A 24,773-nucleotide genomic window follows, 5' to 3' on the forward strand; every position below is an offset into this window, starting at 1 on the left:
CTGTGGCTATTAAATAGATAAGAATTAGTCGTTATAGCCTAAAACTAAATGTTTAAGAGAATGAAAACTAGAACAGGAGAAGTAGATGAAAAAGGTATTATATTATGATTGTTTTTGTGGAATTAGTGGAGATATGAATTTAGGTGCCTTGCTGGATTTGGGAGTGAAGGAAGATTACTTAAGACACGAGTTATCTAAACTAAATTTGGATGATGAATACGAGCTGCAGGTGAAAAATGATAATAAAAAAGGGATAGCTGGAACTAGAGTGGATGTTGTATTGAAAAATGCTGCACATATTCAAAAAAATGAGCACCATCATCATAGCCATCAACATCAAGAAGCACCTACCTCCCATGAGTCTGACAATTACCATACTCATCATGCCCATAGAAATCTAAAGGATATTGAAAATATAATCATAAACAGCAGTCTGAATAATAGGGTAAAAGAGTTAAGCTTGGCCATCTTTATGAAGGTTGCAGAGGCTGAGGCAAAGGTTCACGGAAAGTCTTTACATGAAGTGCATTTCCATGAGGTTGGGGCTGTTGACTCTATTATTGATATTGTTGGAGCTGCAGTGTGTTTAGATTACCTGAACGTTGATAAAATTATAGCCTCGTCAGTTCAAGTAGGTGGAGGTTTTGTCAAATGTGCTCATGGAATTATTCCTGTTCCTGCTCCGGCAACTGTTGAGATTTTAAAGGATATTCCTGTGAAATCTGGCATAGTTCCTTTTGAAACAACGACGCCGACCGGGGCAGCTATACTGGCGGCAAATGTGGCTGCGTTTACAGATCATATGGACTTTTCAATAGAAAAGACCGGTTACGGGATAGGCCATAGTGAACTTGAGATTCCAAATGTTTTAAGGATATATCTCGGCTACGAAGATAAAGACGTAAAGCGAGTAGATCAATATATATTGGAAACCAATATTGATGATATGAACCCGGAACTCTATGGTTATATTGAAGAAAAACTTTTTGCACAAGGGGCTTTAGATGTATTTAAGACTGCAATTACCATGAAAAAGGGCAGGGCCGCCACAAAACTCAGTGTATTGGTTAATGAGGAGAAAGAGAAAAACGTTCTCGACATAATTTTTCGGGAAACCACTTCTATTGGTGTGAGAAAATATAAGGTCGAAAAAATTATGCTACCAAGGGATTTCGAAAAGGTCAGCACGCAGTACGGAAATGTAACTGTAAAAAATGCTTATTATCAAGGGGAAAAGGTTAAATATAAGCCAGAGTATGAGGACTGCAAAAGAATAGCAATTGAAAAAAATATACCCATTACCAGGGTATATCGAGAAGTATCTAAAATGATGGAAGATAATAATTAAGATAAATAATTAAATTGTCTCTCTAATATTTTAAGGAGGAAATGATGAATAAGGCCGATATAAGAAAACTTCTGCAAGAAGTGAAGAACAATGAAATAGAAGTCGAAGCAGCCTTGGAAAAAATTGAAGATTTACCTTATAAGGAATTGGGGTTTGCTAAGATCGATAATCATAGGGAAATAAGGGTCGGATATCCGGAAGTCATCTATTGTGAAGGAAAAACAGTTGAACAAGTAAAAAATATCATCGAATTTATGCTTACTAAGGAAAATAATATATTAGCGACTCGGGCTAATGAAAAGATGTACGAAGCTGTAAAAAATGTCTGTCCAGAGGCTAGATATAACCCTCTCGGAAGGACAATCACCATCAGGAAGAGAGAAGAACAGCTCACCGACAGTTATATTGCCATTGTTGCGGCAGGAACTTCTGATATGCCCGTAGTGGAGGAAGCAGCAGAAACAGCAATCCTTCTGGGCAATCGCGTGGAAAAAATAATGGATGTAGGAGTTGCTGGCATTCATAGACTTTTCTCTAAAATAGACATCATTCGGGGTGCAAAGGTCGTTATTGTAGTTGCAGGCATGGAAGGAGCTCTTGCCAGCGTTATCGGAGGACTTGTAGATAAACCCGTCATTGCCGTCCCCACGAGTGTTGGTTATGGGGCAAACTTTGGTGGCCTTGCGGCTTTGTTATCTATGCTGAATAGTTGTGCAAGCGGTGTTAGTGTCGTTAACATTGATAACGGCTTTGGTGCAGCTTATAGTGCAAGTATAATTAATAAATTATAAGAGAAATATGGCAATTTACATCTGTCGAATAGTATCCGGAGAGTGGTTTTGGAAAGTAGGAAGTGGCTCAACTGGATAGGTTTTGGGAATGTAGTTGCTGCATGTGATTGGTATTGTATGTTTGATCTCTTCAACAGCCAGTTTAACACTTTTGGGCGCTTTGGCTTTTTTGAATACACACTGGACTACGGCATGCTAAAACTATATTAAAAAAATTGTCAATAGATTTCTAAACCGACATTCCTCAGTCTCAATGTGTTTTCTATCGAGACACTTTACGACATTGTGCCCAGACGAGGCACGTTGAGTGCGTGGTAAGTTTGAAAACACTAACATTTTGAGAGTCGCTTGTACCAAGGGTTTCAGGGTTGGGAAATATATGTAATAGGCTAAAAATGTTAAGAATGTTTTAAGTCTGCGTGCATGGGAACATATTTAATGTAAAATGGCGATTTTACCTCATAATACTATCACAGTTCTGTCCCATAAACTCTTTACTCTTTGGCCTCTGCCTTAAGCTGGCGGGGGTCTTTTTTGTGTGCGATGGGAGACTGTCATGCACGGTGTGGAGCAGGGGAAAAGGTGGAGATAATATCAAAGCCTTACCTATTGCTATTGTCGTTCTTATTGATACACCTTGGAAAGGTTAAGAGTGTAAAATCGTCAATTAAGTTGATTTTGCATTCTTATTATTTTGGATATAAAGAAGCCCTCATTTCATGATGTCGGTTTAGTTTTATGTCATTATGGTACAGTTCACCATTTTTGTGTTAGCTATTTACAGGAAAGATGTTACCATTTGTTAGAAATTTATATTAAAACATTGTAGTAATGTGGAGGATTCCGCACTCCTTGGAAGAATTAAGTATAAAATGAGATTCTTTTTGGGAGGGCTGAAAAATGTCACCTAGCCAAAGAATACAGATAGCAGTATATAGAATTGAAAATACTTTATTTGATGGTATGAGTAATGGACAAATAGTAGAAATAATTGTTAGTACTTATAATAGTAAAGTCCCAGAGTATGAGTCTTTTTTAGAACAAGAATTGCGAGAGGGACTGGACCTTCAAGGTTTTAGTATGAAGGTCTATTATTCGGAAAAGAATAGAGTGCCTAAATGGCAGGGTTTTTTAAGACCAATTCTAAATGAAGATGTAGATCTACTTAGTGGTAGGAATAAAGATGTTTCTTTTGTGGCTTTTGTTTTTGATGAGAATAATCTATTTGCAGTAAGCGGCGGGCAAGGGAATTTTATAGTTCAAGATTATATAAATCAAAATTTTGGTATTGAAATTATTTCTCGAATTATTTCCGAAAACGCTAAAGTAATTAGGTCTTTGAATGAGAGAGGATTAACGGGCGCGGTATTGGCAAGTACGAAATACTTTCGATTTGACTACAAACTCGCGGATGACGACGAGTTTGGAAAGTTATATAAACAGATCCGTGCCGAACTAGACAATGAGATGAGCGAAAGGCTTGGCTTTTCTGCTGACGAGATTCGGAAACATGTGGGGTGTATTGCAAAGTCTACGTTCCAGATTAGTAAATCTATAGACTTTTCATCACTAATCAGAGTTTTAAAGAATATAGCAAGTTTATTAGAGCAAGAACCAAATTTTATTCTTAATAAAGTTAAAATTATTGCTCGAAGGGGTGAGATTAATAAGGCTTTGATTGAACAACTTGAAAATAGACTTTACGATATAGTCGTAAATAATTGGTACAATAGGAATCCTGAACTGGATTTTGATATTTGTCATCCCGAATATGAAGCGTTTTTTAATGCATCTGACTATAATTTGCTTCTTACAAACACAAAGACGCTATTGTGTGAAGAACCGTATGATGAACTGACGGACTTTAGTTTTGTTTTTGATGCGCTTGATAAACAGGGGTTCGATATAACCCAAGTAGTGGAAATTAGGGGTTTTTTGAAAAGGCTCAGGGTCAGAAGCTACGATTCTGAAGGAAATGTACTTACTGAAGCAACTTTAATCAAGCATCTACATGGAGAACTTCATCTTCATGATAAGATTTACTTCTTGATTGATGGCGAATGGTATGAGGTTGAAAACGATTTTATTGATAGACTTAACCGGGAATGTGAACAAGTTATTAATGAAAGCTTAGAAGGATTTTCCCTTGAACCTTGGTTAAACAATTATGGGGATGAAGATCAGTATAATCAGCAATATGTGGGGGAACCTGACTTTCTAGTTATGCACAAAATTTATCCTGACGGGTTTGAAATAGCAGATATCGTAAAATCTGAGGGAATTAATACATATCTAATACATGTGAAGAAAGGATTCAACAATTCAATGAGGGAGCTAGCTTCTCAGTTGGCTATATCTGCTAGGATAGTGCAAGAAGCTCAAATTAGTGGCGACTTTCAACAAATAATAAAAGTGTACGAAGGATTAGAGGAGAAGGTAAGAAGCGATGATCACTATTTTTCCCTGATTGGTAACCAAACTGAAAAGATTTCTAAGGACCAGTTTCTTAACCTATTTAAAGGTAAAAATATTATTTTCTGTCTTGCGTTTTATGATATTGCAAAAGTTGAAAGGGATATTGTTAACATAGATAGGTTTGATTCCAACATTGCAAAATTCTCTTTGATTGAGTTATACCGGCGGCTCAAATCGGCTGGTATAAAATTAAGAGTGATCCAAATCAGAAGAGAGAACCCATTGAAACAGGCAGCAAATTTATAAAATATAACGGGGAAGAGTTACTGTTTAATATTTTTCGTTTAATGTGTTTACGAGGTGAATGATAATGATGATTACAGATGCTGTGTTTCAAGAATTAACGGAAGAGGAATTAGAACTATATGAGGAATATAAGGTAAAAAGCTCAAAAATTCATCGTGCTGGATTAATATATAATTATCCTGATAAGGTCAGATTTTGTACTGAACTATTTCCCGGTAATTATCTGGATGAGAAGGTGTTAAAAAGAAGAGATGAATTAACCGAGATGTGCAATCAGTTTCTTTCATTATTGAACAATACACAAACAGGTGAAAGAGATATCTTGAACTTTATAAGAGATAGAAGAGCTTATCATTTGATAGGCTCAATTCAGAAGAAGAATTATAATTTTGGGCATCACGGCACTTGTGTTTTTCCCGAATTTCAGCTGGGTAGTTCGTATCAGGCAGATTATCTTATTCTAGGAAAAAATTCTGACGGATACCACTTTGTTTTTATTGAATTAGAAAGCCCTTATGGGAAAATTTCAATTGGTAGTGGGCATGAGGGAGAAGTCATTAGGAAAGGGATTAATCAAATTGATGATTGGGATAGATGGCTAGATGGAAACTTTTCGTCATTAGCGGAAATATTTGAAAAAAACAAACATCCACATTTTGATCTCCCAAAAGAATTTTATAAATTTGACAAAACTAGAGTTGAATTTGTTGTTATTGCTGGAAGACGTAAGGATTTTAATGAAAATTTGAGGTGGAAAAAAAGAAAACTTGCAGAGGATAAAAAGATAGTCTTGATGCACTATGATAATTTGTACGATTATGCTATTGAAGCAATTGGTGCAAATACATATTAATAGATATTGTGTTTAAAACAGCCTATCGAATTCCCCAAAAATTTTTTTATTAAGGTAAGCGAAATAAATTATCTTTTAGGAGTGAACGGGATGGGGGTACAGGAAATATTTCACTATCCACCGGAGCTAACAGCTTTACTTATAGATACTATCCCTCTATTATGTAGGTCGAAAAAAGATGTTTTACTTTTTTTTAAAGGGGCTGGTGTGCCAGACTTATTAATGAAAGATTATATTCAACTGGTTAACAACGACCGGGATAAAATATTTAAACATGAGATTGTAAGAGGAACATTAACCCGTTTAAATGAAAATAGGGATAAATTCATAAGGGAAAGAAGAGAAGTATTAAAACGCGTAGTTGAATTTGAGAATTATTCAGCTTGTTGGGAAGCTGATGTTTTAAAAGCTAAGGGTCTAGTCTCTGAGATCAGTAAACTTATCAATGTTAAGGATTCTTTCACAAGAATGAAAGATGTTGCTGAAAATGAAAGGATTGAAAGACAGAAGGAACATCAAAAGAAACTTATTGAAATTCAAAAACGAAAGCAAGAATTCGAAAAACTAAAAAGTAATTTTTATACATTATTTGGCGAAAAAAATCCTCATATTCGGGGAAAGAAATTGGAAAGTGCTTTAAATGAGTTATTCAGATATTATCAAATTCTTATAAAAGAAGCATTCACATTAAATGGAGAAAATAGTGAGGGAATCGTTGAACAAGTCGATGGAGTTATTGATATCGATGGACAAATTTATCTAGTAGAAATGAAATGGCTAAGCACTAATGTTGATATAAATGATGTTTCCAGACATTTGGTTAGATTATTCGGTCGTTCAAATACTAGTGGAATTTTTATTTCTGCAAGCGGATATACAGAAGCAGCTATCACTACTTGTGCTGACATATTAAACCAAAAGACAATAGTTTTATGTAAGCTCGAAGAAATAGTTAATATACTTGAAAATGAAGGTAACCTAAAAGATTTCTTCAAAGAAAAAATACGGGGAACTGTATTGTATAAAAAACCTTTGTATTCATGTGGGCAATAACCGCCTAGATAAAGCCAAGACAGCAGTTAAGTGCCGGGTGTTGCGTGTAGAGTTAGCGGAGGTTGTTGTTTTAGCCGAGCAAAGGGTAAAATTCCTCCGGCCCTGCAAGGTCAATTATTTACATGAAGTAATTGCTTTTGATGAATGAACTTAAGCATGTCAACTAAGGAGGTGATAGAATTAAAATGAAAATTGAGATTACTGATGAAATTAAAAAACAAGATGAAGATATTATTCTTCAAGGATTGTTAGAATATAACTTAGCGAGAATTGAAGATAAAAACCCAAAGGATTTGGGTTTTTATTTACAAGATGAAACAGGTAAAAAAATTGCTGGTCTAATTGGAAATACACATGGTAATTGGTTGTTTATAAAGTTTCTGTGGGTAAGTGAAGAATTAAGGAGACATAACATTGGAAGTAATATTTTAAATCAGGCGGAAAAAACAGCAGAAGAGCGTGGTTGCAAGTATTCATTTTTAGATACTTTTAGTTTTCAAGCACCTGAATTTTATAAAAAGCATGGATACAAGGAGGTGTTTGCATTAGAAAACTATCCTGTCACAGGAAAACGCTATTATTTTACTAAAACTCTTTAACAATAAAGATAAATTCCAAATTTGTAGAGTTGAAGCATTATAATTTTAACTTTAGTTGTGTCATATCTTTCTTATATTGTAGATTAAGGATTGATCTATCCATTGGGGTATTTTATGTATCTTAAAATAGATGATTTATCCGGGTCACAAGTTTCTGAATTAGTAAGATACAAATTTGTGAAAGGAAGAGGGTAATTAGGTTGAAAACATCGCCAATGCGAATTTCATTTCATACTCCAACCGATCATTACTGCGAGGATTTGATTCTTGTTGATGAGCAAATTTGTGAATTGTTAGCTAAGCGTAAAGAATTATCAAATAATAATCCAGGATTTCCGCATCAAGATTTGATCCCAGAATGGAGCCAAAAGTTCGGTCTTAATGAGGCTTGGCTACAAAGAATCTTTTCGGCATATATGATAGGCGAGGAACATTTTCTCCCCCCCCATAGAACCAACGAATTTCTTAAAATTTGTTCCAATATTGAAGTGTGTCGAAATTGAGGGTATGTCTTATGCAGTAACATATATGAAACAATATATATGAAACAATATACCAATGCAAGCATAGTGTGCGTTGAAACTGAAGTCAACACATCTGAACCATTTGTCAGGCTAGGCCATGCAAGCTTTGAATTGTTCATTTCTCCAGAATATCATAGTAGGCAAGATGGTGGGTGTGGGTCAAGAAGGGGTATGCAGCATTCTTTTGTAGTAACACCACCTTTACCTGATGATATTAGAGGTGTGGAATTTCAATTAACGGTTAAACCTTTTCATGAGAACCCCGAATATCAAGTGGTACATTTTAAAGAAACGACCGTAACGGTTAAGTAAGGAACACCATTACTGGCTCTCACTTCTCACCCCTTACCCACAAATCCCCATAAACCCCTGTCAACCTACCGAACTCATTCAATCCTGCAGGATGGATGTGCTAGGCTAGCGGATACGGGAAGGTGGGGGGGATGCGTCACATTATTGGGAGTTGAAAATATTTGTAAGTTCGGGCTATAGCCAAATAGTTTGCTTTAATAAAGGAGCAAGTTATGAATGAGAGTTCTTCGAAGGAAAAACGTCCGCGAATACAAATGCATCGTTCCTTACTGGAAAACATATTCGATATTGGAGCTATAATTGGAGTAGTAGCTTCATTAATTTATCCTGTAATTATATGGTCCTCATTACCAAGTAAAATTCCGGCTCATTACAATATTCAGGGTCAAGTTGATCGATGGGGGTCGAAAGGGGAAATATTCCTATTAGTTCCAGTGATCATTCTAATGTACATATTCCTAACAATAATTAATCGTTATCCACATAAGTTTAATTATCCATTTGCTATTACCGAGCAAAACGCAGAAATACAATATCAGATAGCCAGGTTAATGGTCCAATCTCTGAAGGCGGAAGTTATTTGGAATTTCGCTTATATTCAATGGAGAACTATTGAGGGTGCAATGGGTAAGGAGCTAGGTCTTGGAATAGGTTTCATCTTAATATCTATATTGCTACCGTTAGTTACTCTGATTTTCTACATTTGGCAGGCATTTAAGGCAAAATAGTGTGAGAACCCTAACACCTGATGCTGCGTGATGTCCTTACCTATCCAAAGGCGCTCAACGAACCAGAAAGCTGGAGCGATGCAAGTAGAGTATAATGTTGGAATTAGAATGAAAACGTAACACCGAATTTGCGTTCATAAGCTTTTACATAAGGAGGGTTTTTTTATGGAGTTAAGACAGCTTACTGATAGAGTGTTTTATAGTTTGCATAATAAAGAGGTTGATAGGCCTGTATTAGGATATATAAATGGGCGGAAATATTCATTAATGGTGGATTCGGGTAATTCAAAAAGGCATGTTCAATTATTCAATGAAGCTATAATTAATGAAGGTTTAAGAAAACCAGACTTTATCGCTATTACTCATTGGCACTGGGATCATAGTTTTGGTATGAATGCAATCGAAGGGATCACATTTGCTAACAAAAAAACGAATGAGAAATTAGCAGAAATAGCAAAGTGGAAATGGACCGATTCGGAAATGAAGAAGAGGTTAGAAACAAAGCTTGAGATTGAATTTGCGGATAGTAGTATTCGAAAAGAGTATCCAGTACTTTCGGAGATACTAGTAACGACTTCCGATATCTCTTACAATGGGACTATGGAAATTGATCTAGGAGGTATAGTTGCTGAATTACACCCTATTGTATCTCCACATAGTGAAGATTGTACTTGTATTTTTGTGCCTCAAGAAAGAGTGCTATTTATAGGCGATGCTGTGGGAGTGGATTATTACAATAATTGCTATTTGGATAAAAGTAAATTAAATTCTTTACTTATAGCAATAGAAGGGATCGACTTCGATATTTGCGTAATGGGACACGCTGATCCAGCAAGCAAATTGGATATTCTTAATATCATAGGTTCTCTACTGGACCGTTAGAAAATAATCTTAAGCAACCATATTTTCAGCACACACGAAAAATCCCACGCACAATCACCACCCCACTAACCTCAAGAATAAATAGCTACCCACTTAACATTGTTATAATGAACTTCCTTCAAACCTGCGAGAGCGGGGTTAAAAACTAAATAATCTAAACGGCTTTGCGAGGAATGTAATCCGGAGCGATAAAGTGCTTCGGATTTTTACTTATATTACTTATATAGGAAAAACGGTAGACGTTGATGCCTTTTCGTAACAATTTGTTCAGTTACAGTGATATAATAAATTTTGATGAGATATTAGACATGGATAGCTAATATGTTGGCTAGGACTTGCTGTCAAGAATGTAACCTTTAAACTATAGTAAGTGAGGTGTTATATGGAGACCAGAACCTATGAGCGTGAAAAACTTTACAAAGAAATTTGGGCTGAGCCCATGACTAAAGTTGCTAAACGATACGGGATTTCTGATGTAGCACTTCGAAAGAATTGTAAGAAGCTTAATATACCTACGCCTCCAAATGGATATTGGGCGAAGGTACAAGCCGGCCAAAAAACCAAGATACCACCTCTTCCTAAGTCAAAAGGTCCAGATAAAATTATTGTAGAAGAAAAACCCAATATTTCATCTAAGATAAAAAGATCTGAAATACTATTATTTTTATCTGAGGAACAAAAACAAACCGTTATGGAATTTGTATCAATTGTTACTGTTCCGGACATATTAACCAATCCGCATGAATTAATTAAAGATACGATACAGTATTTTAAATCGCGTAAGGAATCCACAAAACCTTCAACAAGCAGGGTTATGAATTTTTGTATTTCCAATGAGCAAAAAGATAGAGCATATAGAATCTTAAATACTCTGTTTGTTTCTCTTGAACATTTGGGCTATTCAGTTGAAATTAAAGCTCCGAATGCTCAACATTATCGGAATTACGAGCCGCGTTTATGTGACAATATAACGTATATTAATTTGGAACGAGATAGTGTTCCAATAAAATTCAGAGAGAAACAGTTAAAGATACAGCACGAGCCAACAAAAGAAGAAATAGCTAAGCAAAGGAAGGGTCCGTTCTATATTCCACCATATGATTATGTAAGTACAGGTATTTTTACATTTGAGATTGATGAGTATCATTGTAGACGAAAACGGTGGCATGATACTGATAATCGTAAAATTGAAAATCAAATAGGTGAAATAATAATTTGGCTAATGGAAGCTGTTCAGGTAGTTAAGACAAAGAGAGAAGAACATGAATTGGAAGCAAAAAGAAGGCTGGAAGAGGAACTCGAACGGAAAAAGTTAGAGAAGATTAGAAAACATGAGACAGAACTCGTTGAATTGTTGGAAAAACTCTCTTCTGATTCGGATAAGGCTGAGAAAATTCGAGGGTTTACCAAGCGAATCGAGTTAAAATGTCAGGAAATAACTGATCTGGAGAAGAGAAAGCAAGTTCAAAGCTTTATTAGATGGGCACGTGACAAAGCAGATTGGATTGATCCATTGATAGCGAAGGAAGACGAGATATTAGGGGGAGGAGAGTACTTATTTGACTTAATAGAATGGGAGGATTGAATTGTTTATGGCAGTAGGTCTCATTAGGTAATACATAAGTTCTTTTGATTCGCTATTTCTCAAGATTGAATGTAATTTAATAGTTTTTCCCCGTTTTCCAAAAGAAGGCCTTTTTCAGAGGTTGCAAAGTATACCACTGCCGGGATCGAAGAAGGCGTGTGTGTTGATACCGGTAGGGGCGTCATGGACCAAAATTCTTGCTAAACATGAAAATGAATTATCTTTCCCCCTAAAAGTCTAGATGAAGAATGACGATAGGTTGTATAAAATGTAAGCCTTTAGTATAATAAAGTACTAGAGGTGAAAATTGTGGAACATTTGGAATATGCTTCAATCAAAAAAGAACTTTATAATCAAAAGTCGATCAAAAAAAGAATAGAAGCCTTGTTTTTGAATAACATTGGGAAAATTATCACAAATAATCAATTAGTAGAGGTTGCAAAAGACCCAATAACAGGAAAGGAACCTGAGAATTGGCACCAACGATTATCCGAATTACGAACCGATGACGGTTATACTATATTGAGTCAAAGAGATAGAAATGATTTAAAGCTTGGGGAATATTTAATGTTATCGACCGAGAAAAGAGCAAAGATAAATAAAAGGGTCTACCCCTCAAAGGAGTGCTGGAAGAAGGTTTTACAAAGAGCAAATAATAGTTGTGAATGGTCAGAAGGTGGACAAATATGTGGCTTAAAAGATGGTGATGTGGATCCTATTGGTGGTGGAAAAGTTAAGCTAACGGCTGACCATCTACAACCGCATTCTTTTGGACAGAAGGTAGATGTCAATAATCCCGATGATTGGCAGGCACTTTGTGGTCGACACCAAGTAGTTAAGAAGAATTTTTGGGATAGTAAGACTGGTAAGCTAAATATTAAGGCTATTCTTCAGGCAATCCCAACAGAAGAAAAAGAAATTGCATATGAATTTTTAAGAGACTATTTTAACAAATAAAAACTTGTTGAAATGAGTTAAACAAAATCAAAATATAGTATATACTATGACGAGGAAAAACCTCGTCTTTTTTTTGGGGGGGGATTTACAATGATAAGGAGTGTAAATGAATGAAACCTATTGACTTACCTATAAGTCATATAATTGAGCCAGATACTTGGCCCAAAAGATATGATGTACATAAATATTGGGGTAAGAAGCCCTCCAATGTAATTTCCGAATATATTAATTACTTCACTGATGAAAATGATACTGTTTTAGATGTGTTTTCCGGATTTGGAGTTACGGTTATAGAAGCTGTGATTAATAATAGAGTCGGTATTGGCGTTGATATTAATCCAATATCGAAATATATTTGTAAATCGATGCTTAATCACATTGATTTACAGGAATTTAAAAATGAATATAAAAGGATGGAGATAGCTCTAAATAATGAGATGAAATGGTTGTATAGCACCACTTGCCCAAATTGCAATGAAGCTAGTAAAATAGTTTCAACTGTATGGGAAAATGATAAACCAGTTGAAATAAAATACTTGTGCGAACATTGTAAAACTAAAGGTATAAAATCCGTGGATAATTTAGATCTAATCACTATTGAGGAAATCAATAATACTAGAATAAAATACTGGTATCCGAATGACAAGATTTTTAAAGGCTGGGAAACAAAAAAGCTTGAGAGAGCGGGTATAGTGGATTTTAGTGATATATATACTAAAAGAAATCTTCATGCTTTGAGTGCCATATTCCATTATATTGCTAACATTGAGAATGAATCAATTAGAGAGGCATTTGTTGTTGTATTTACTTCAATGATAGCACAGGCATCAAAAATGATTGCTAACTATAAAGGAAACTCAGGAGGGCCATCGTGGAAAATTAATACTTACTGGTTACCAAAGAATTGGCAGGAATTAAATGCTTGGCATTACTTTGAGAATCGATATAAAAAAATGTTGAAAGGAAAAATTGAAACAAATGAGTTAGTCGGAGATAAAAAACATTATAACTTCATCTTAAAATCGTCTTGTAACCTTACAAATGAGATTAAGGATAATTCAATAGACTACATTTTTACTGACCCTCCTTACGGTGGTGAGGGAATTCAATACTTAGAGCTTAGTTTTATATGGAATTCCTGGTTAAGATATTTTGGGGAGAGGATTGACTGGGAAAATGAGGTTGTCTTTAATCCATATCGAGAAGGTAATTTTGATGAAATACATTATGAGACAAAGCTTACAGAAGTATTTAAGGAAGCATATAGAGTTCTAAAAGATGGGGCTTGGATGACAGTAACTTTCGCTAACAAAGATTTAAAGATCTGGAATTCAATAATAAGAGCTTTTAAAAATTCAGGGTTTAGACTTGTTAATATCATTCCTATGGAAGCTTCTGCCCCGAATATAACACAAATGTTACTAAAAGAAACACCGAAGACAGATTTGATAATTAACGTAAGGAAGACTAGCGAACCTACAGAAAAATCAAACATGGACTTTGATATTGCTCATAAAATAGAAGAAATAGCAGATGATTTCATTAACATGAATAATAAAGTGAGTTTAAATGTGCTTTTTGATAACTTGTTAATTAGGTGGTTTAGTATTAAATACTCTCATGAAAACAATGATGAGCAATTAATTGAATTTGATAAGAAAACAATAGAAAATTATATGAATTCTAACGAGAAATATGTACTTTACAATTGCAATGAAACGAATGAGTTAAGAAAAAAAGCTGACGTAGAATGGACGTTTAATAAATAACACTGAAACTGAATTGGTTTTTGTTATTTTTAAGAGAAGTGGAATTAATGAGATGCCCAGTCGCACTTCTTGACGTTGCCTTATCCTGCTGTAATTTTATTGATTTTTTTATACCCAGGATCCTTTAAATCGAGGTTAAAATACCTGATCTTGCTATGCCCAGCTTATTCTCTATAATTTGGGCGTACTCATCTGACATATTTCAGAGTACGGCTTTCCTATGGTTTTTAGCGAACCCCAGTAGTTCCCGACCCAGCCATTGGGCCAAATAATTAAATCATCTTCAGCTACAATCTCAGAAAAGCCCCGGAAATATAAATATGGTCTTTGAGGGGTTGCTCTCGATCTCGGATCTGTTATCTGAAACTCCTACACTAAAACATGGTGAGGGTCTGTTTAACTATAATACCGGAGGAACTCTATGCCAGTCAGCGAAAGCTTCAAAGATTATGCAGTAGACCAACTCGGAAAGTTGGGTTTTGTAACGGTCAAAAAGATGTTTGGCGGAGCGAGTATTTACTATGACGGTTTGATTTTCGGTTTACTTGCCGATGACGTCCTTTATTTTAAGGTGGATGACTCTAATAAGTCAGATTATATAATGGCAGGAATGAAACCATTCAAACCGTTTGATGACAAGCCCATGTTAATGCCATATTATGAGGTTCCTGTTGATATTTTGGAAAACAGAGAACAGTTAGCGGAATGGGCGATGAAATCTTTATTGGTGACTAGAAATAATCCCACAAAGCCTAAGAAGCGAAGACTTGCAAGTAATGGTAATAGCTAATATTCATAGGTGTGATCGCTAAATCCATTAAGACAAAATATTAAAAATATGTGACAAAATAGAGGAATTATTAAAATATTGTCGAAACATTTATGAGTCAAAAGATTTTTAAGGAGATCGAAATGTCTAGTGATCAGGAAAAATTAATATATGCATTTGAATTTTATCGTTTAATCAAACAAATAACACGCCAAATGGAAATCTATAGAGAGAAAGTAGCAAAGCTTGTTGGTTTATCAGGAGCGCAGCTTTACATTTTGTGGGAATTGCTTATTGATGGTTCATTAAGTTATTCTGACTTAGCTTATAGAAGTGGACTTGCCAAAAACACTCTTTCTTCCCTTGCTAAAACCTTATTGAAAAAGAAGCTTATAAGCCAAACCTCAAATCCTGACGATGGTAGAGTCACATATCTGGCCTTGACAGAAGCGGGTAAACAAATAATGGAACAAGTAATAGATTTTTCATTATCTATATCCCCGGAAGGTCTTAACTATCTTGAGAAGATTCTAAGCATTGATCATCAAGAAAACAAAGATATTCTTTCATATTTGAGACCTATTATCAGGAACGACTGGGGTTAATTTTTTAGTTTCATAGTTCGAAATGGATATAATTCAGAATGGAATCATTTTATATTAAGACTTTCGGGAGGGAGTTAATTGAAACTTGATTCGTATTTGGAAATTGCAGGAGAATTACAGGATCTCTTTGATGCCGAAACGGCTATAACACTGCTAGATTCAGAGAAGGTACTTGCGGCTTATCACGGACCGCGACTAAATTTAAAGCTAAATGCTGGCGATCGAATACCAGAAAATACTGTTTCAGAAGAAGCACTCCGTACAGGTAGTCGTGTAGTTAAGCGAATTTCCAAAGAGGTCTTAGGCATACCTTACGTAGGAATAGCTAATCCCATACGACAAAATGGAGTGATTGTTGGATGTATCACCGTTAGTATATCAACGGAGCATTATGATAACTTAGTTCAGGCAGGTCAGGAAATTCTTACAGCAGTAGAAGAAATTTCTTCAATTTCCGAAAACCTCACAGCTACTTCGGAAGAACTTGCAGCAACTACAAAAGCAATGAGCAATGAGACCGATCAAGTTACACACGAAGTAGAGCATACCAATAAAGTAACAGCTCAAATTAACAAAATTTCAGCTCAGAGTAACATTCTTGGTATCAACTCGTCGATTGAAGCGGCTCGTGCTGGAGAACATGGTAGAGGGTTTGCTGTGGTTGCAAATGAGATAAGGAAGTTATCTGAAACTACGAAAATTTCAACTCTCGAAATTGAATCAGATCTTACTAGAGTTCGGGTATCGGTTAATAATTTGATAGAATCAGTTAAGCAACTCAGTGAAGTTACAGAATCTCAGGCCAGCGCGGCAACAGAACTATCAAATGCTTTATCGCAAATTACGCAAATGGCTGAGAAGTTAGTCATGATGGGTAATGTCTAGCATAATTTTGTTAATCATTTTATGATCGACAGAGAGATTTTTCAAAATGGTAGGACAGTTATATACTTATCACAGAAAACCACCTTGAACGTCTTGACCTTTCCAGCTTAGGAAAATAAATGACAATTACTATTTAGTCCTAGCGCGCTCCTAAGATGATTCACTTCACCAACCGTAAATGGGCAAACCGCTTGAAAGAGTGGGATGCATAGCCATAGGGTCTAAATTTCTTAAATGGAACATGATAGCCTGGTTGCTATAGTATTAAGTCATAAATCGTATTAATAGGCACAATAACAAGTTTCGTAGAAACCAGAATAGTAAACTCTTCGGGAGTAAATTTATCATGGCAAAAATTTTATCAACGAGCCTTTCTTTTCCAGGATGACACAATACGACAACAATCTAAAGGTTGATATCAGAGACAACATCAACGAGTATATTCTGGAAGCAGACCTTCCTAACGTGAATAAGGAAAATTTAAATGTTTCGTTTGAAGATAATGTGTTAACAATCTCGGTAGAACAAGATAAACAAGTCAAGGAAGAGAAAGAAAACTATATCCGCCGAGAACGCTATCCGCAATCAATCTCTCGCAAATTCGTGTTTGATGGTATTAAAAGTGATGGTATCCAAGCCAAATATGAAAATGGTGTTTTGGTGGTGACTTTGCCTAAGAGAGTAGTTCAAGATACTAACCGAAAAATCGAAATTCAATAAAATAACAAGGATGAGTGCCCTTATGTAATGGGCGCTCGTCCTGATACATAAACGTTTAACTCCCGCTAAAAGCGGTTAACATAAATTCTTTTATGGCATTGCTTCTCCTCCATTTACCCTCCAAGTGAGGGGATATTTTTTTAGATCGTGTTAGAAGGAAGTTACGAAGCTCAGATTAACTATGTTCTGGAACCTCTGCCAATACCCCCAATAAATTGAAGAGCCACCCCACAGCAAGGGCGGCATAATAAGGATACATAAAAAGGTTCCGTTAATATGTGTTTTGTCAAAATGCTATCGGTAATCGTGTCATTTCAATAGGTCATCAACAACATCACTTAAATGTTCCAAATCAAACGGTTTATCCAACATGTAATCGATCTTGTGTTTACACGCTAGTTTATCCATTTCTTGCTTGTCAGCGTATGCAGACATTAAGATGACCTTCATCTTAGGATTGGAACTAAGTAATCTCGCCCGAAGCTCGATGCCGCTAATTCCCGGCATTCTGAGGTCCGATATTATTAGATCTGGTAACTGTTTTCTTGCCAATTCTAAGGCTTCAAGTCCCGAAGCAGCTGTGCCTACTTTGTAACCTTTAGAGGAAAAGAGGTCTTCTAAAAGTATTCGAATTCCCGGATTGTCATCAACCACTAGTAAAGAACACTGTTTCAAAAGGCATCCATCTCTCTTTCAAAAGATTTCTTAGATAGTCCTTATTGGGTGAGTTGTTTCTTTTCTAATCGGTACTATGATTTAGGGAATAAGTGGTGCATTTTACATAATGTTAAGAATATTCTTCGTAAGATTCTGAAATCCTTTCTCTTGAGAGAGGAAAAGATTCGGATTTGGGCTTTACAGAGATCTTTCGCATCAAAGGTTTCATGGGATGACATCAGTACAAAAACAATAAAATATTAATATTGCTTCATAATTTTTCCTAAATATGATAAGATGACAGATATTGTCGGATTCATTGATTCTAGTCAATACTTGGAATATAATAGCAATCGTGTTGAGATAATGTCCAAAAAATACCATTGGGAGTGAGACGATGAATGAGTGCTGTAGAAATACTGAAGTCTATTGAGATTTTAAGAGGAAAATTAAATACTTTGGGGTCAAATAAACCACTCGTCGACCCTGAAGTTGTTCAACTTAGCCAGAGGCTCGATTTATTATTAAATGTGTACTATAGCATGAGAGATGTTGCTTAAGTTGAGAATAGTTTTATAAAAGTTATCATACATACTTAATATGAACATGTTTTAGGGGGGGAGACTTATGGACGCACCTGAGCGAATAATCTTACTTCGTGATGCCGATAAATGCGAAATTAACCCTGAATTAATGGATGCAAGAAATAAGTTTACCGTAGGACAGTTAGAAAATGAATATTTTAAATGGTTGGATGAATTAATATAAAAGTGTGAACGGCGGCTTTAGTTAAAAACTAAGGTCGCTTTTTTGATGCAAACAATTTCCATAATTTTTAAGGTGCGATCTGTGATCATTGGAGGTTTTTGATTTTACATCATCGGGTGCATATCTGTTCTTTGCCTTCATGGCGTCAGTTAGATAGGCAGAAGATTACTGTATTTGGTAGTTAAAATATATTGGTAAATTGCTAGAGAAATCTAGGTTCTTTCTTTCCCCAATCGTTCTTGAACTATTCGCTCGGTAAGTGCTTTGAGTTCTTTTTTATGATCTTTCCAATATTTTCGTTTCCACACTACCTGATTACCATTTTCATCATAGCCAAGTCGTTTATAGGTGTCATAGAACATCCATGCCAGCCATAAAAAACAGATAAACCCCAGCAAAATAATTATGTTGTATATAAAGTCAAATACCGTTATCAAAGCTAATACCTTCTTTACATTTTGATAATTCTATTATTTACAGTAATACGAGTCCTTATATAGAGCAATAATTGTGCTGGTGTAAATTGATCTGCAAACTAAGGCAAGAGATTGCTCCCCGCTATATTGCTGTCAGCCGATATAAGCATCTACTGTTCGTCTTCAAGACATTAATAAACACTCCTTAATTTGCCATAGGGAAGGGTCACTATATCAGCGGTAATGATTCCTACTAGAGTAAAAACAATGAGAAGGAAAATGATCAGGTAAATAATATTTCTTGCAAATTTAGGATACTTTGGACGATTTCTTCTGTGGGGGAATAATTTGAGGTAAATAATACCGATATTTGAATCGAGTAACTCCGAATGTGTATGGGGGTTAGTAAATGTTTTATCCCCAATTTTCATCGCAGATAAGCCGCTGATCGTTTCATCATTATGATGTTGGAAAAAGAACCAGTAGTTAATGAAATTCATGATGATCATTCCTGCAAAAAAGAAACTTAAGGCCCCAATCCATTCTTTAGCCCTTAAAACTTCATGATACCCGTACATTTCTTCTAAGTAATGCCATCCCTGGTGAACTAAATTAGTAAAATTGGTCCACATTAAAAATCACTCCTCCCCGCGAATCTCCTCGATGTGTTTTTTATAAACGGTTGTTATTTCACGAAGGAGTTTATCGGACTGCTCATCGGTTATTTTTCCTTTCTTCCTTAATCGTCTTAATTCTGCCAAAGTATCTTGAAGATAAGGATGTTCCCGCATCTCTTGCCTAACGATCACTGGTATTTTACCGTATCTTTGGAACAAATCATTATCATTAACACCATAATAATTAGCAAATTCTTCTATAAGTTCGTCCGAAGGCATTCGAACGCCTTTTTCAATTTCCGATAGGTATGAAGAGCTTATACCTAACGCCTTACCCACAACTGGCTGAGTCAACCCCTTTTCGGTTCGAAGGGAAAGAAGATATTGACCAGTATCATATTGTCTAATGAGCTGCTGATGTTTCTCGTCCTCCAAGTTTTAAACTTCCCTTCTTTGGAAACTACTAAGTTGGAATCCATATTAACCACTATATACCTGCTGACATGTAAATAACTGTCTGCTATATTAATTCATGTCAGACGACTTAACAAGTTTGTTAATATAACCAACAACAGTATGAATTTTATTAACAAACTAGATAACCAATGGTATCCTACAAAGTTAGCGTTTCCAGTCTTAGACGATTTATGCAAATAGTCTCCTTGGCTTCACCGAGGGGACTATTTTGCTTCCTAAGGAGGTGAATATTTATGAAAATCGTCTATATTTGCTCAGCATGTAAAGGAGACAAAAATAAGAACCTTGCGAAGGTCCGAGGGTATAGTCTATTCGCAATAAAGCAGAACTGCATACCTATAGCGCCACATGTTTTTGATACTCCGCTTAATCCTGACACCCCCAAGGAGCAAAGCGTAAGGGACATCGAACTGATGAGTCTATGCCAAGAACTTTGGGCCTTTGGGAATGAATTGTCAGATGGCATGAAGACTGAGATTAAGGCTGCAGAACATTTAGGTATTCCAGTTATGTATTTTCACTAGCTAGTAAAAAAAGCAATTACAAAAGGGGGTGAACAAATAATGAATCTAAGCAAAGAAAAAATAACAGATCTCATTCAGCAAAAGGGAATCTCCCAAAATGAACTTGCACGTCTTATGAATGTCGCTCAGGGTTCTTTGTCCAATGCACTATCTGGGCGTCGATCAGCTGGCCGCAAGATTTTATCTGGACTATTGAGCATTTTCCCTAAGGAGACTGCCGCAAGTTTGACCATCATGGAGAGAATTAACAAAAGGAGAGAACCTATTTGAACGTAAAATTAACCCCCAATTCAAGACTCGTTCTTGAAAAGCGTTATCTGAAAAAGGACCAGGACAAGCTATTGGAAACTCCGGAAGACATGTTTTATCGAGTAGCCCAAGTGGTTGCTGGCGTTGAAGAAAGGTATGGGAAACGAAACACAGAAATTCAGTCACTCACTAAAGCGTTCTATAACCTCATGGCCAATCTGGAGTTCATGCCGAATTCGCCAACACTCATGAATGCTGGACGCGATCTGGGTCAACTCAGTGCATGTTTCGTATTACCCGTTGAAGACAGTATGGAAGGCATCTTTGATGCCATAAAAAATGCCGCCATCATTCATAAATCTGGCGGCGGGACAGGATTTAGTTTCTCTAGGCTTCGACCTAAAAACAGCACGGTTCGGTCCACAGGTGGTGTTGCATCAGGCCCTGTTTCTTTTATGAAAGTCTTTAATGCAGCAACCGAAGCCGTCAAGCAAGGTGGTACACGGCGCGGAGCCAATTTAGGGTTACTCAGAGTAGATCACCCAGATATCTTAGAGTTTATAGCCTGCAAAGAAAACAATCACGAAATGACTAATTTCAATATATCCGTAGGAATCACAAGGGAGTTTATGCGGGCACTTCAAGAGGACAAGCCCTACCATCTCCGAGAACCGCACACCGGGTCCGTTGTAGCACAGCTATCAGCATCAGAGGTCTTTGACAAAATGATGGAACATGCTTGGCTCAACGGAGAACCCGGTGTTGTTTTTTTAGATGCTATGAACGATGGTAATCCAACCCCCAATGTCGGTGAAATCGAGACCTGTAATCCATGCGGCGAGCAGCCGTTATTACCCAATGAAGCCTGTAATCTTGGTTCTATCAACTTAAAGCTTATGGTCACGAAAGAGGGCGATGGGGTTGGCATTGATTGGGAGCGACTTCGTCGTGTCACGAGATTAGCGGTTCACTTCCTAGATAATGTTATTGATGCAAACCAATATCCTTTACCGGATATTGAAAAAACAACCAAGGCTAATCGCAAGATTGGACTCGGTGTCATGGGGTTTGCAGATATGCTCACAATCCTTAAACTATCCTATGCATCCGAAGAAGCCGTACAGGTAGCCAAGAAAATCATGAGTTTTATTCAAGAAGAAGCACGCAAGGAATCGGAACGACTCGCGGCTGAACGAGGAGTGTTCCCAAATTATGTAGGTTCCATTTACGAGGGAGTACGGAAGCTGCGCAATGCTACGTTGACCACGATTGCCCCAACCGGAACCATTTCCATGATCTGCGGCGTTTCCAGCGGAGTGGAACCCTTGTTTGCCGTAGCTTATACCAAGACGGTGATGGATGGGACAAGCCTTATTGAAGTCAATCCAACGTTTGAAAATTTAGCGAAGGACTATGGCTTTTACTCTGAGGAGTTAATGCAAAACGTCGTAAAGCAGGGTACTGTGCGTGGGTTGAATGACGTTCCTAATTGGGTACAGAAAATCTTTATCACTGCTCAGGAAATCGATCCGGAGTGGCATGTCAAGATTCAGGCAGCGTTTCAAACGTTCACAGATAATGCCGTTTCCAAGACGATTAACTTCCCGCACACAGCGACGAAAGAAGAAATTGCCAAAGCTTACCTTCTGGCCTATGAACTTGGCTGCAAAGGACTGACGGTTTACCGGGACGGCAGCCGAGAGGAACAAGTGGTTACGACAGGAACCACAAAAGCCAAGTTGACCCATTGCCCCGAGTGCGGTGCAGAGTTAAACCACGAAAGTGGCTGTGTAAATTGCCCCAACTGTGCCTATTCCCTTTGCCATATTTCATGAAGTGATGAAAGCCTTGAAAGGGGTGATGCCGGATGTAAAAAAGTGGGTGTTTTATCCAAATTGATGTATGCGAAGGGAAGGAGATGCCATTGACGTCACTGCTTGAACCAGTAATCAAAGAACTAAGCACTGTGATCCAAGAGCTAACCATAGTGCTTAGGAGAGTCACAGAGAGTTTAGACCATAAAAAAAGTGAGGTTGTTGCAAAACAAACCCCACACATTGAAAAATTAAGCAACCCAATTATACCACCCCAGTCTCAAAAAGTCACCGCTGAACAAGTTCGTGAGCTTTTAACGACTAAACGGGCTGAGGGCAAAATGGAACCCATGCTAAAACTGATGCAGACAAAGTACAGTGCTACCAAGTTTTCAGAGCTGGATAAGGAAAAGTATGCCGAATTTTTAAGGGATGCGGAGGATATTTAATGCCTAGTACTCACGCTCTTTTATCGGCGTCAAGCTCTCACCGCTGGCTTAACTGCACGCCTTCAGCAAGGATTGAAGAAGCCTTAGAAAATAGGAGCAGTTTTTATGCGAATGAAGGAACGGCGGCTCATGCTCTCAGTGAGCATAAGCTCCGGGAATTTCTCAAACTCCCCACTCAAAGACCCACCAGTGACTTTGATTCAACGGAACTAAATTATTATACAGACCGGTATGTTGAGCATGTTTGTGAGCTTATATCGGAGGCCTACACTCGGTGTAACGATCCACGGGTGCTGATCGAACAGCGCTTGGACTATTCCCACGTTGTCCCCCAGGGCTTCGGTACCGGTGACACGGTGATTGTCTCGGATCAAATCCTGGATGTCCTTGATCTGAAGTATGGGATGGTTCGGGTGTCCGCTGAGGATAACCCTCAACTTAAACTATACGCCCTGGGTGCTTTGGACATGTACGGGTTTTTCTATGACGTTCAAACCGTAAGACTGACGATTTGCCAGCCCCGACTCGACTCAATTTCCGTCTTTGAGCTTAGTGTCGCCGAACTGACCCAGTGGGCCGAAATCGAACTGAAACCAAAAGCCGATCTCGCCTTTCGGGGAGAAGGGGAGTTTGCCGCAGGAGGGCACTGCCGGTTTTGCCGGGCCAGGGCTACCTGTCGGGCTAGGGCAGAGAAGAACTTGGAACTGGCGAAAATGGATTTCAAAGCACCGGCCATGCTGAGTGATGAAGAGATCGCTGAGATCTTGACTAAGGCGGAAGACCTAGCAGCCTGGGCGAAAGATGTCTGGGTCTATGCTGAAAAAGAAGCGATCAGCCATGACAAGCAGTGGACAGGCTATAAGCTCGTCGAAGGCACCCGTAAACGGAAGTACACCAACGAGGGAAAAATTGCTGAAGTGGTACTCGCGACCGGCCAGTATAACGAGTCACAGATTTATACCAAAAACCTCATCAGTCTGACGGCCATGGAACAACTTCTTGGCAAAAAGACGTTTGCAGAAGTGCTGGATGGCCTATGGGAAAAGCCGCCGGGAAAGCCCAAACTGGTGCCGAAGAGTCATAAGAAACCGGAGTGGAACCGTAACCAACAAGCGAAAAAAGACTTTGAAGATTGATGGAGGAGATGTTTATAATGGCGAATACCACAACGAGTATATGTACAGGAAAAGTACGGATGTCCTATGTTCATGTTTGGCAGCCCAAGAGCATCAATGGCAGTGATGCCAAGTATTCAGTGAGCCTGATTATCCCTAAAACGGATAAGGAAACCTTAAATAAAATTAAAGCCGCCATCGATGCAGCCAAGCAAGAAGGACTCTCTAAGTTTGGCGGCAAGATCCCCGCTAACTTAAAAACACCGCTGCGTGATGGGGATATGGATCGCCCGGATGATGAAGCCTATGTCAACAGCTATTTTATCAATGCCAATAGTGCGACCAAACCGGGAGTTGTCGATCGGAACCGTCAACCCATCTTTGATACAACCGAGTTTTACAGCGGCTGCTATGGCCGGGTCACTCTGAATTTCTATGCGTATAACAGCAACGGCAACCGTGGGATTGCCTGTGGTCTGCAAAACATTCAAAAGCTGGCGGACGGAGAGCCGCTCGGTGGTCGCCGACGAGCTGAAGATGACTTCGATGTCTGGGAAGACGACGACGATTTCCTGAGCTAATGATG

29 protein-coding genes, 1 pseudogene and 1 riboswitch are annotated in these 24,773 nt (G+C 37.6%); of the genes and pseudogenes, 26 read left to right on the top strand and 4 right to left on the bottom strand.

Features of this window, described 5'->3' with window-relative positions; all coding sequences use genetic code 11:
- Positions 1-85 precede the first annotated feature (85 nt).
- The 18 genes from larC (at position 86) to DEAC_RS11320 (ending at position 17,101) form a co-directional block, all read left to right on the top strand.
- On the top strand, positions 86-1,348 hold the full coding sequence (gene larC / locus DEAC_RS11245) for a nickel pincer cofactor biosynthesis protein LarC (protein WP_047810166.1): 1,263 nt from the start codon (positions 86-88) through the stop codon (positions 1,346-1,348).
- 44 nt (positions 1,349-1,392) lie between these two features.
- Positions 1,393-2,139 (top strand): nickel pincer cofactor biosynthesis protein LarB, encoded by a 747-nt coding sequence (larB, locus tag DEAC_RS11250; RefSeq protein ID WP_047810167.1) that lies wholly within the window; start codon positions 1,393-1,395, stop codon positions 2,137-2,139.
- Between the two features lie 900 nt (positions 2,140-3,039).
- Positions 3,040-4,860 (top strand): DUF6119 family protein, encoded by a 1,821-nt coding sequence (locus tag DEAC_RS11255; protein WP_047810168.1) that lies wholly within the window; start codon positions 3,040-3,042, stop codon positions 4,858-4,860.
- Between the two features lie 64 nt (positions 4,861-4,924).
- The gene (locus DEAC_RS11260; RefSeq protein ID WP_053006384.1) at positions 4,925-5,713 is read left to right on the top strand and encodes a Shedu anti-phage system protein SduA domain-containing protein; all 789 of its coding nucleotides are present in this window, start codon (positions 4,925-4,927) and stop codon (positions 5,711-5,713) included.
- A gap of 90 nt (positions 5,714-5,803) precedes the next feature.
- Positions 5,804-6,766, top strand: coding sequence for a restriction endonuclease (locus DEAC_RS11265; RefSeq protein ID WP_047810170.1), 963 nt, complete (start codon positions 5,804-5,806; stop codon positions 6,764-6,766).
- Positions 6,756-6,914: a hypothetical protein gene (locus tag DEAC_RS23555; RefSeq protein ID WP_161796441.1), complete on the top strand. Its 159-nt coding sequence runs from the start codon at positions 6,756-6,758 to the stop codon at positions 6,912-6,914. Before DEAC_RS11265 ends, DEAC_RS23555 begins: the two co-directional genes overlap by 11 nt.
- Positions 6,915-6,951: 37 nt before the next feature.
- A complete protein-coding gene (locus tag DEAC_RS11270) occupies positions 6,952-7,365 on the top strand; it encodes a GNAT family N-acetyltransferase (RefSeq protein WP_047810171.1) in 414 nt (137 codons plus the stop codon).
- A gap of 200 nt (positions 7,366-7,565) precedes the next feature.
- On the top strand, positions 7,566-7,868 hold the full coding sequence (locus tag DEAC_RS24175) for a hypothetical protein (RefSeq protein WP_242847134.1): 303 nt from the start codon (positions 7,566-7,568) through the stop codon (positions 7,866-7,868).
- A gap of 39 nt (positions 7,869-7,907) precedes the next feature.
- Positions 7,908-8,201, top strand: a complete 294-nt coding sequence (locus DEAC_RS24180; RefSeq protein ID WP_242847135.1) for a hypothetical protein — start codon at positions 7,908-7,910, stop codon at positions 8,199-8,201.
- A gap of 212 nt (positions 8,202-8,413) precedes the next feature.
- Positions 8,414-8,929, top strand: coding sequence for a DUF1648 domain-containing protein (locus DEAC_RS11280; RefSeq protein WP_047810172.1), 516 nt, complete (start codon positions 8,414-8,416; stop codon positions 8,927-8,929).
- Between the two features lie 165 nt (positions 8,930-9,094).
- The gene (locus tag DEAC_RS11285; RefSeq protein ID WP_047810173.1) at positions 9,095-9,811 is read left to right on the top strand and encodes an MBL fold metallo-hydrolase; all 717 of its coding nucleotides are present in this window, start codon (positions 9,095-9,097) and stop codon (positions 9,809-9,811) included.
- Positions 9,812-10,193: 382 nt separating this feature from the next.
- Complete coding sequence (locus DEAC_RS11290) at positions 10,194-11,396, top strand: hypothetical protein (protein ID WP_047810174.1); 1,203 nt, start codon at positions 10,194-10,196, stop codon at positions 11,394-11,396.
- A 309-nt stretch (positions 11,397-11,705) separates the two neighbouring features.
- On the top strand, positions 11,706-12,353 hold the full coding sequence (locus tag DEAC_RS11295) for an HNH endonuclease (protein ID WP_047810175.1): 648 nt from the start codon (positions 11,706-11,708) through the stop codon (positions 12,351-12,353).
- A 110-nt stretch (positions 12,354-12,463) separates the two neighbouring features.
- Positions 12,464-14,122, top strand: coding sequence for a DNA methyltransferase (locus DEAC_RS11300; RefSeq protein WP_047810176.1), 1,659 nt, complete (start codon positions 12,464-12,466; stop codon positions 14,120-14,122).
- Between the two features lie 421 nt (positions 14,123-14,543).
- On the top strand, positions 14,544-14,912 hold the full coding sequence (locus tag DEAC_RS11305; RefSeq protein WP_047810177.1) for a TfoX/Sxy family protein: 369 nt from the start codon (positions 14,544-14,546) through the stop codon (positions 14,910-14,912).
- A 122-nt stretch (positions 14,913-15,034) separates the two neighbouring features.
- A complete protein-coding gene (locus DEAC_RS11310) occupies positions 15,035-15,496 on the top strand; it encodes a MarR family winged helix-turn-helix transcriptional regulator (protein ID WP_053006385.1) in 462 nt (153 codons plus the stop codon).
- 78 nt (positions 15,497-15,574) lie between these two features.
- Positions 15,575-16,381 (top strand): methyl-accepting chemotaxis protein, encoded by an 807-nt coding sequence (locus DEAC_RS24545; RefSeq protein ID WP_047810178.1) that lies wholly within the window; start codon positions 15,575-15,577, stop codon positions 16,379-16,381.
- 171 nt (positions 16,382-16,552) lie between these two features.
- A riboswitch (cyclic di-GMP riboswitch) is annotated at positions 16,553-16,642 on the top strand.
- Between the two features lie 123 nt (positions 16,643-16,765).
- The gene (locus DEAC_RS11320; protein ID WP_083996080.1) at positions 16,766-17,101 is read left to right on the top strand and encodes an Hsp20/alpha crystallin family protein; all 336 of its coding nucleotides are present in this window, start codon (positions 16,766-16,768) and stop codon (positions 17,099-17,101) included.
- A 309-nt stretch (positions 17,102-17,410) separates the two neighbouring features.
- Here DEAC_RS11320 and DEAC_RS11325 read toward each other — a convergent pair whose 3' ends face one another.
- Positions 17,411-17,755, bottom strand: a complete 345-nt coding sequence (locus DEAC_RS11325; protein ID WP_242847136.1) for a response regulator — start codon at positions 17,753-17,755, stop codon at positions 17,411-17,413.
- Positions 17,756-18,159: 404 nt separating this feature from the next.
- On the opposite strand from DEAC_RS11325, the gene DEAC_RS22695 reads away from it, so the two are divergent.
- Together DEAC_RS22695 and DEAC_RS23860 are read left to right on the top strand one after the other, a co-directional pair.
- On the top strand, positions 18,160-18,318 hold the full coding sequence (locus DEAC_RS22695) for an aspartyl-phosphate phosphatase Spo0E family protein (RefSeq protein ID WP_083996082.1): 159 nt from the start codon (positions 18,160-18,162) through the stop codon (positions 18,316-18,318).
- A 67-nt stretch (positions 18,319-18,385) separates the two neighbouring features.
- The gene (locus DEAC_RS23860) at positions 18,386-18,526 is read left to right on the top strand and encodes a hypothetical protein (protein WP_200903122.1); all 141 of its coding nucleotides are present in this window, start codon (positions 18,386-18,388) and stop codon (positions 18,524-18,526) included.
- 212 nt (positions 18,527-18,738) lie between these two features.
- Here the strand turns inward: DEAC_RS23860 and DEAC_RS11330 are convergent, their stop codons facing one another.
- The 3 genes from DEAC_RS11330 to DEAC_RS22210 all read right to left on the bottom strand — a co-directional run bounded on the left by DEAC_RS11330 (position 18,739) and on the right by DEAC_RS22210 (position 19,994).
- Entirely contained in the window at positions 18,739-18,963 is a 225-nt protein-coding gene (locus DEAC_RS11330; protein WP_047810181.1) for a hypothetical protein, read from the bottom strand.
- A 170-nt stretch (positions 18,964-19,133) separates the two neighbouring features.
- Entirely contained in the window at positions 19,134-19,574 is a 441-nt protein-coding gene (locus tag DEAC_RS11335) for a hypothetical protein (protein ID WP_047810182.1), read from the bottom strand.
- Positions 19,575-19,580: 6 nt separating this feature from the next.
- The gene (locus DEAC_RS22210) at positions 19,581-19,994 is read right to left on the bottom strand and encodes a helix-turn-helix domain-containing protein (protein ID WP_053006386.1); all 414 of its coding nucleotides are present in this window, start codon (positions 19,992-19,994) and stop codon (positions 19,581-19,583) included.
- 275 nt (positions 19,995-20,269) lie between these two features.
- Here DEAC_RS22210 and DEAC_RS11345 point away from each other — a divergent pair, with 275 nt between their 5' ends.
- The 6 genes and pseudogenes from DEAC_RS11345 (at position 20,270) to DEAC_RS11370 (ending at position 24,768) form a co-directional block, all read left to right on the top strand.
- Positions 20,270-20,560 carry a DUF7768 domain-containing protein gene (locus DEAC_RS11345; RefSeq protein ID WP_053006387.1) on the top strand — a complete coding sequence of 97 codons (291 nt, stop codon included), beginning with the start codon at positions 20,270-20,272 and terminating at the stop codon, positions 20,558-20,560.
- 39 nt (positions 20,561-20,599) lie between these two features.
- Positions 20,600-20,830, top strand: coding sequence for a helix-turn-helix domain-containing protein (locus DEAC_RS11350; RefSeq protein WP_047810183.1), 231 nt, complete (start codon positions 20,600-20,602; stop codon positions 20,828-20,830).
- Positions 20,827-22,542, top strand: a pseudogene (locus tag DEAC_RS11355) (vitamin B12-dependent ribonucleotide reductase); the annotation flags it as partial. The gene DEAC_RS11350 and the pseudogene DEAC_RS11355, both read left to right, overlap by 4 nt.
- Before the next feature lie 185 nt (positions 22,543-22,727).
- Positions 22,728-23,072, top strand: a complete 345-nt coding sequence (locus tag DEAC_RS11360) for a hypothetical protein (protein WP_152671390.1) — start codon at positions 22,728-22,730, stop codon at positions 23,070-23,072.
- Positions 23,072-24,208, top strand: a complete 1,137-nt coding sequence (locus DEAC_RS11365; protein ID WP_047810185.1) for a DUF2800 domain-containing protein — start codon at positions 23,072-23,074, stop codon at positions 24,206-24,208. Before DEAC_RS11360 ends, DEAC_RS11365 begins: the two co-directional genes overlap by 1 nt.
- A gap of 17 nt (positions 24,209-24,225) precedes the next feature.
- A complete protein-coding gene (locus DEAC_RS11370) occupies positions 24,226-24,768 on the top strand; it encodes a DUF2815 family protein (RefSeq protein ID WP_047810186.1) in 543 nt (180 codons plus the stop codon).
- Positions 24,769-24,773 lie beyond the last annotated feature (5 nt).

The organism is Desulfosporosinus acididurans (assembly GCF_001029285.1).
Taxonomy (GTDB): domain Bacteria; phylum Bacillota; class Desulfitobacteriia; order Desulfitobacteriales; family Desulfitobacteriaceae; genus Desulfosporosinus; species Desulfosporosinus acididurans.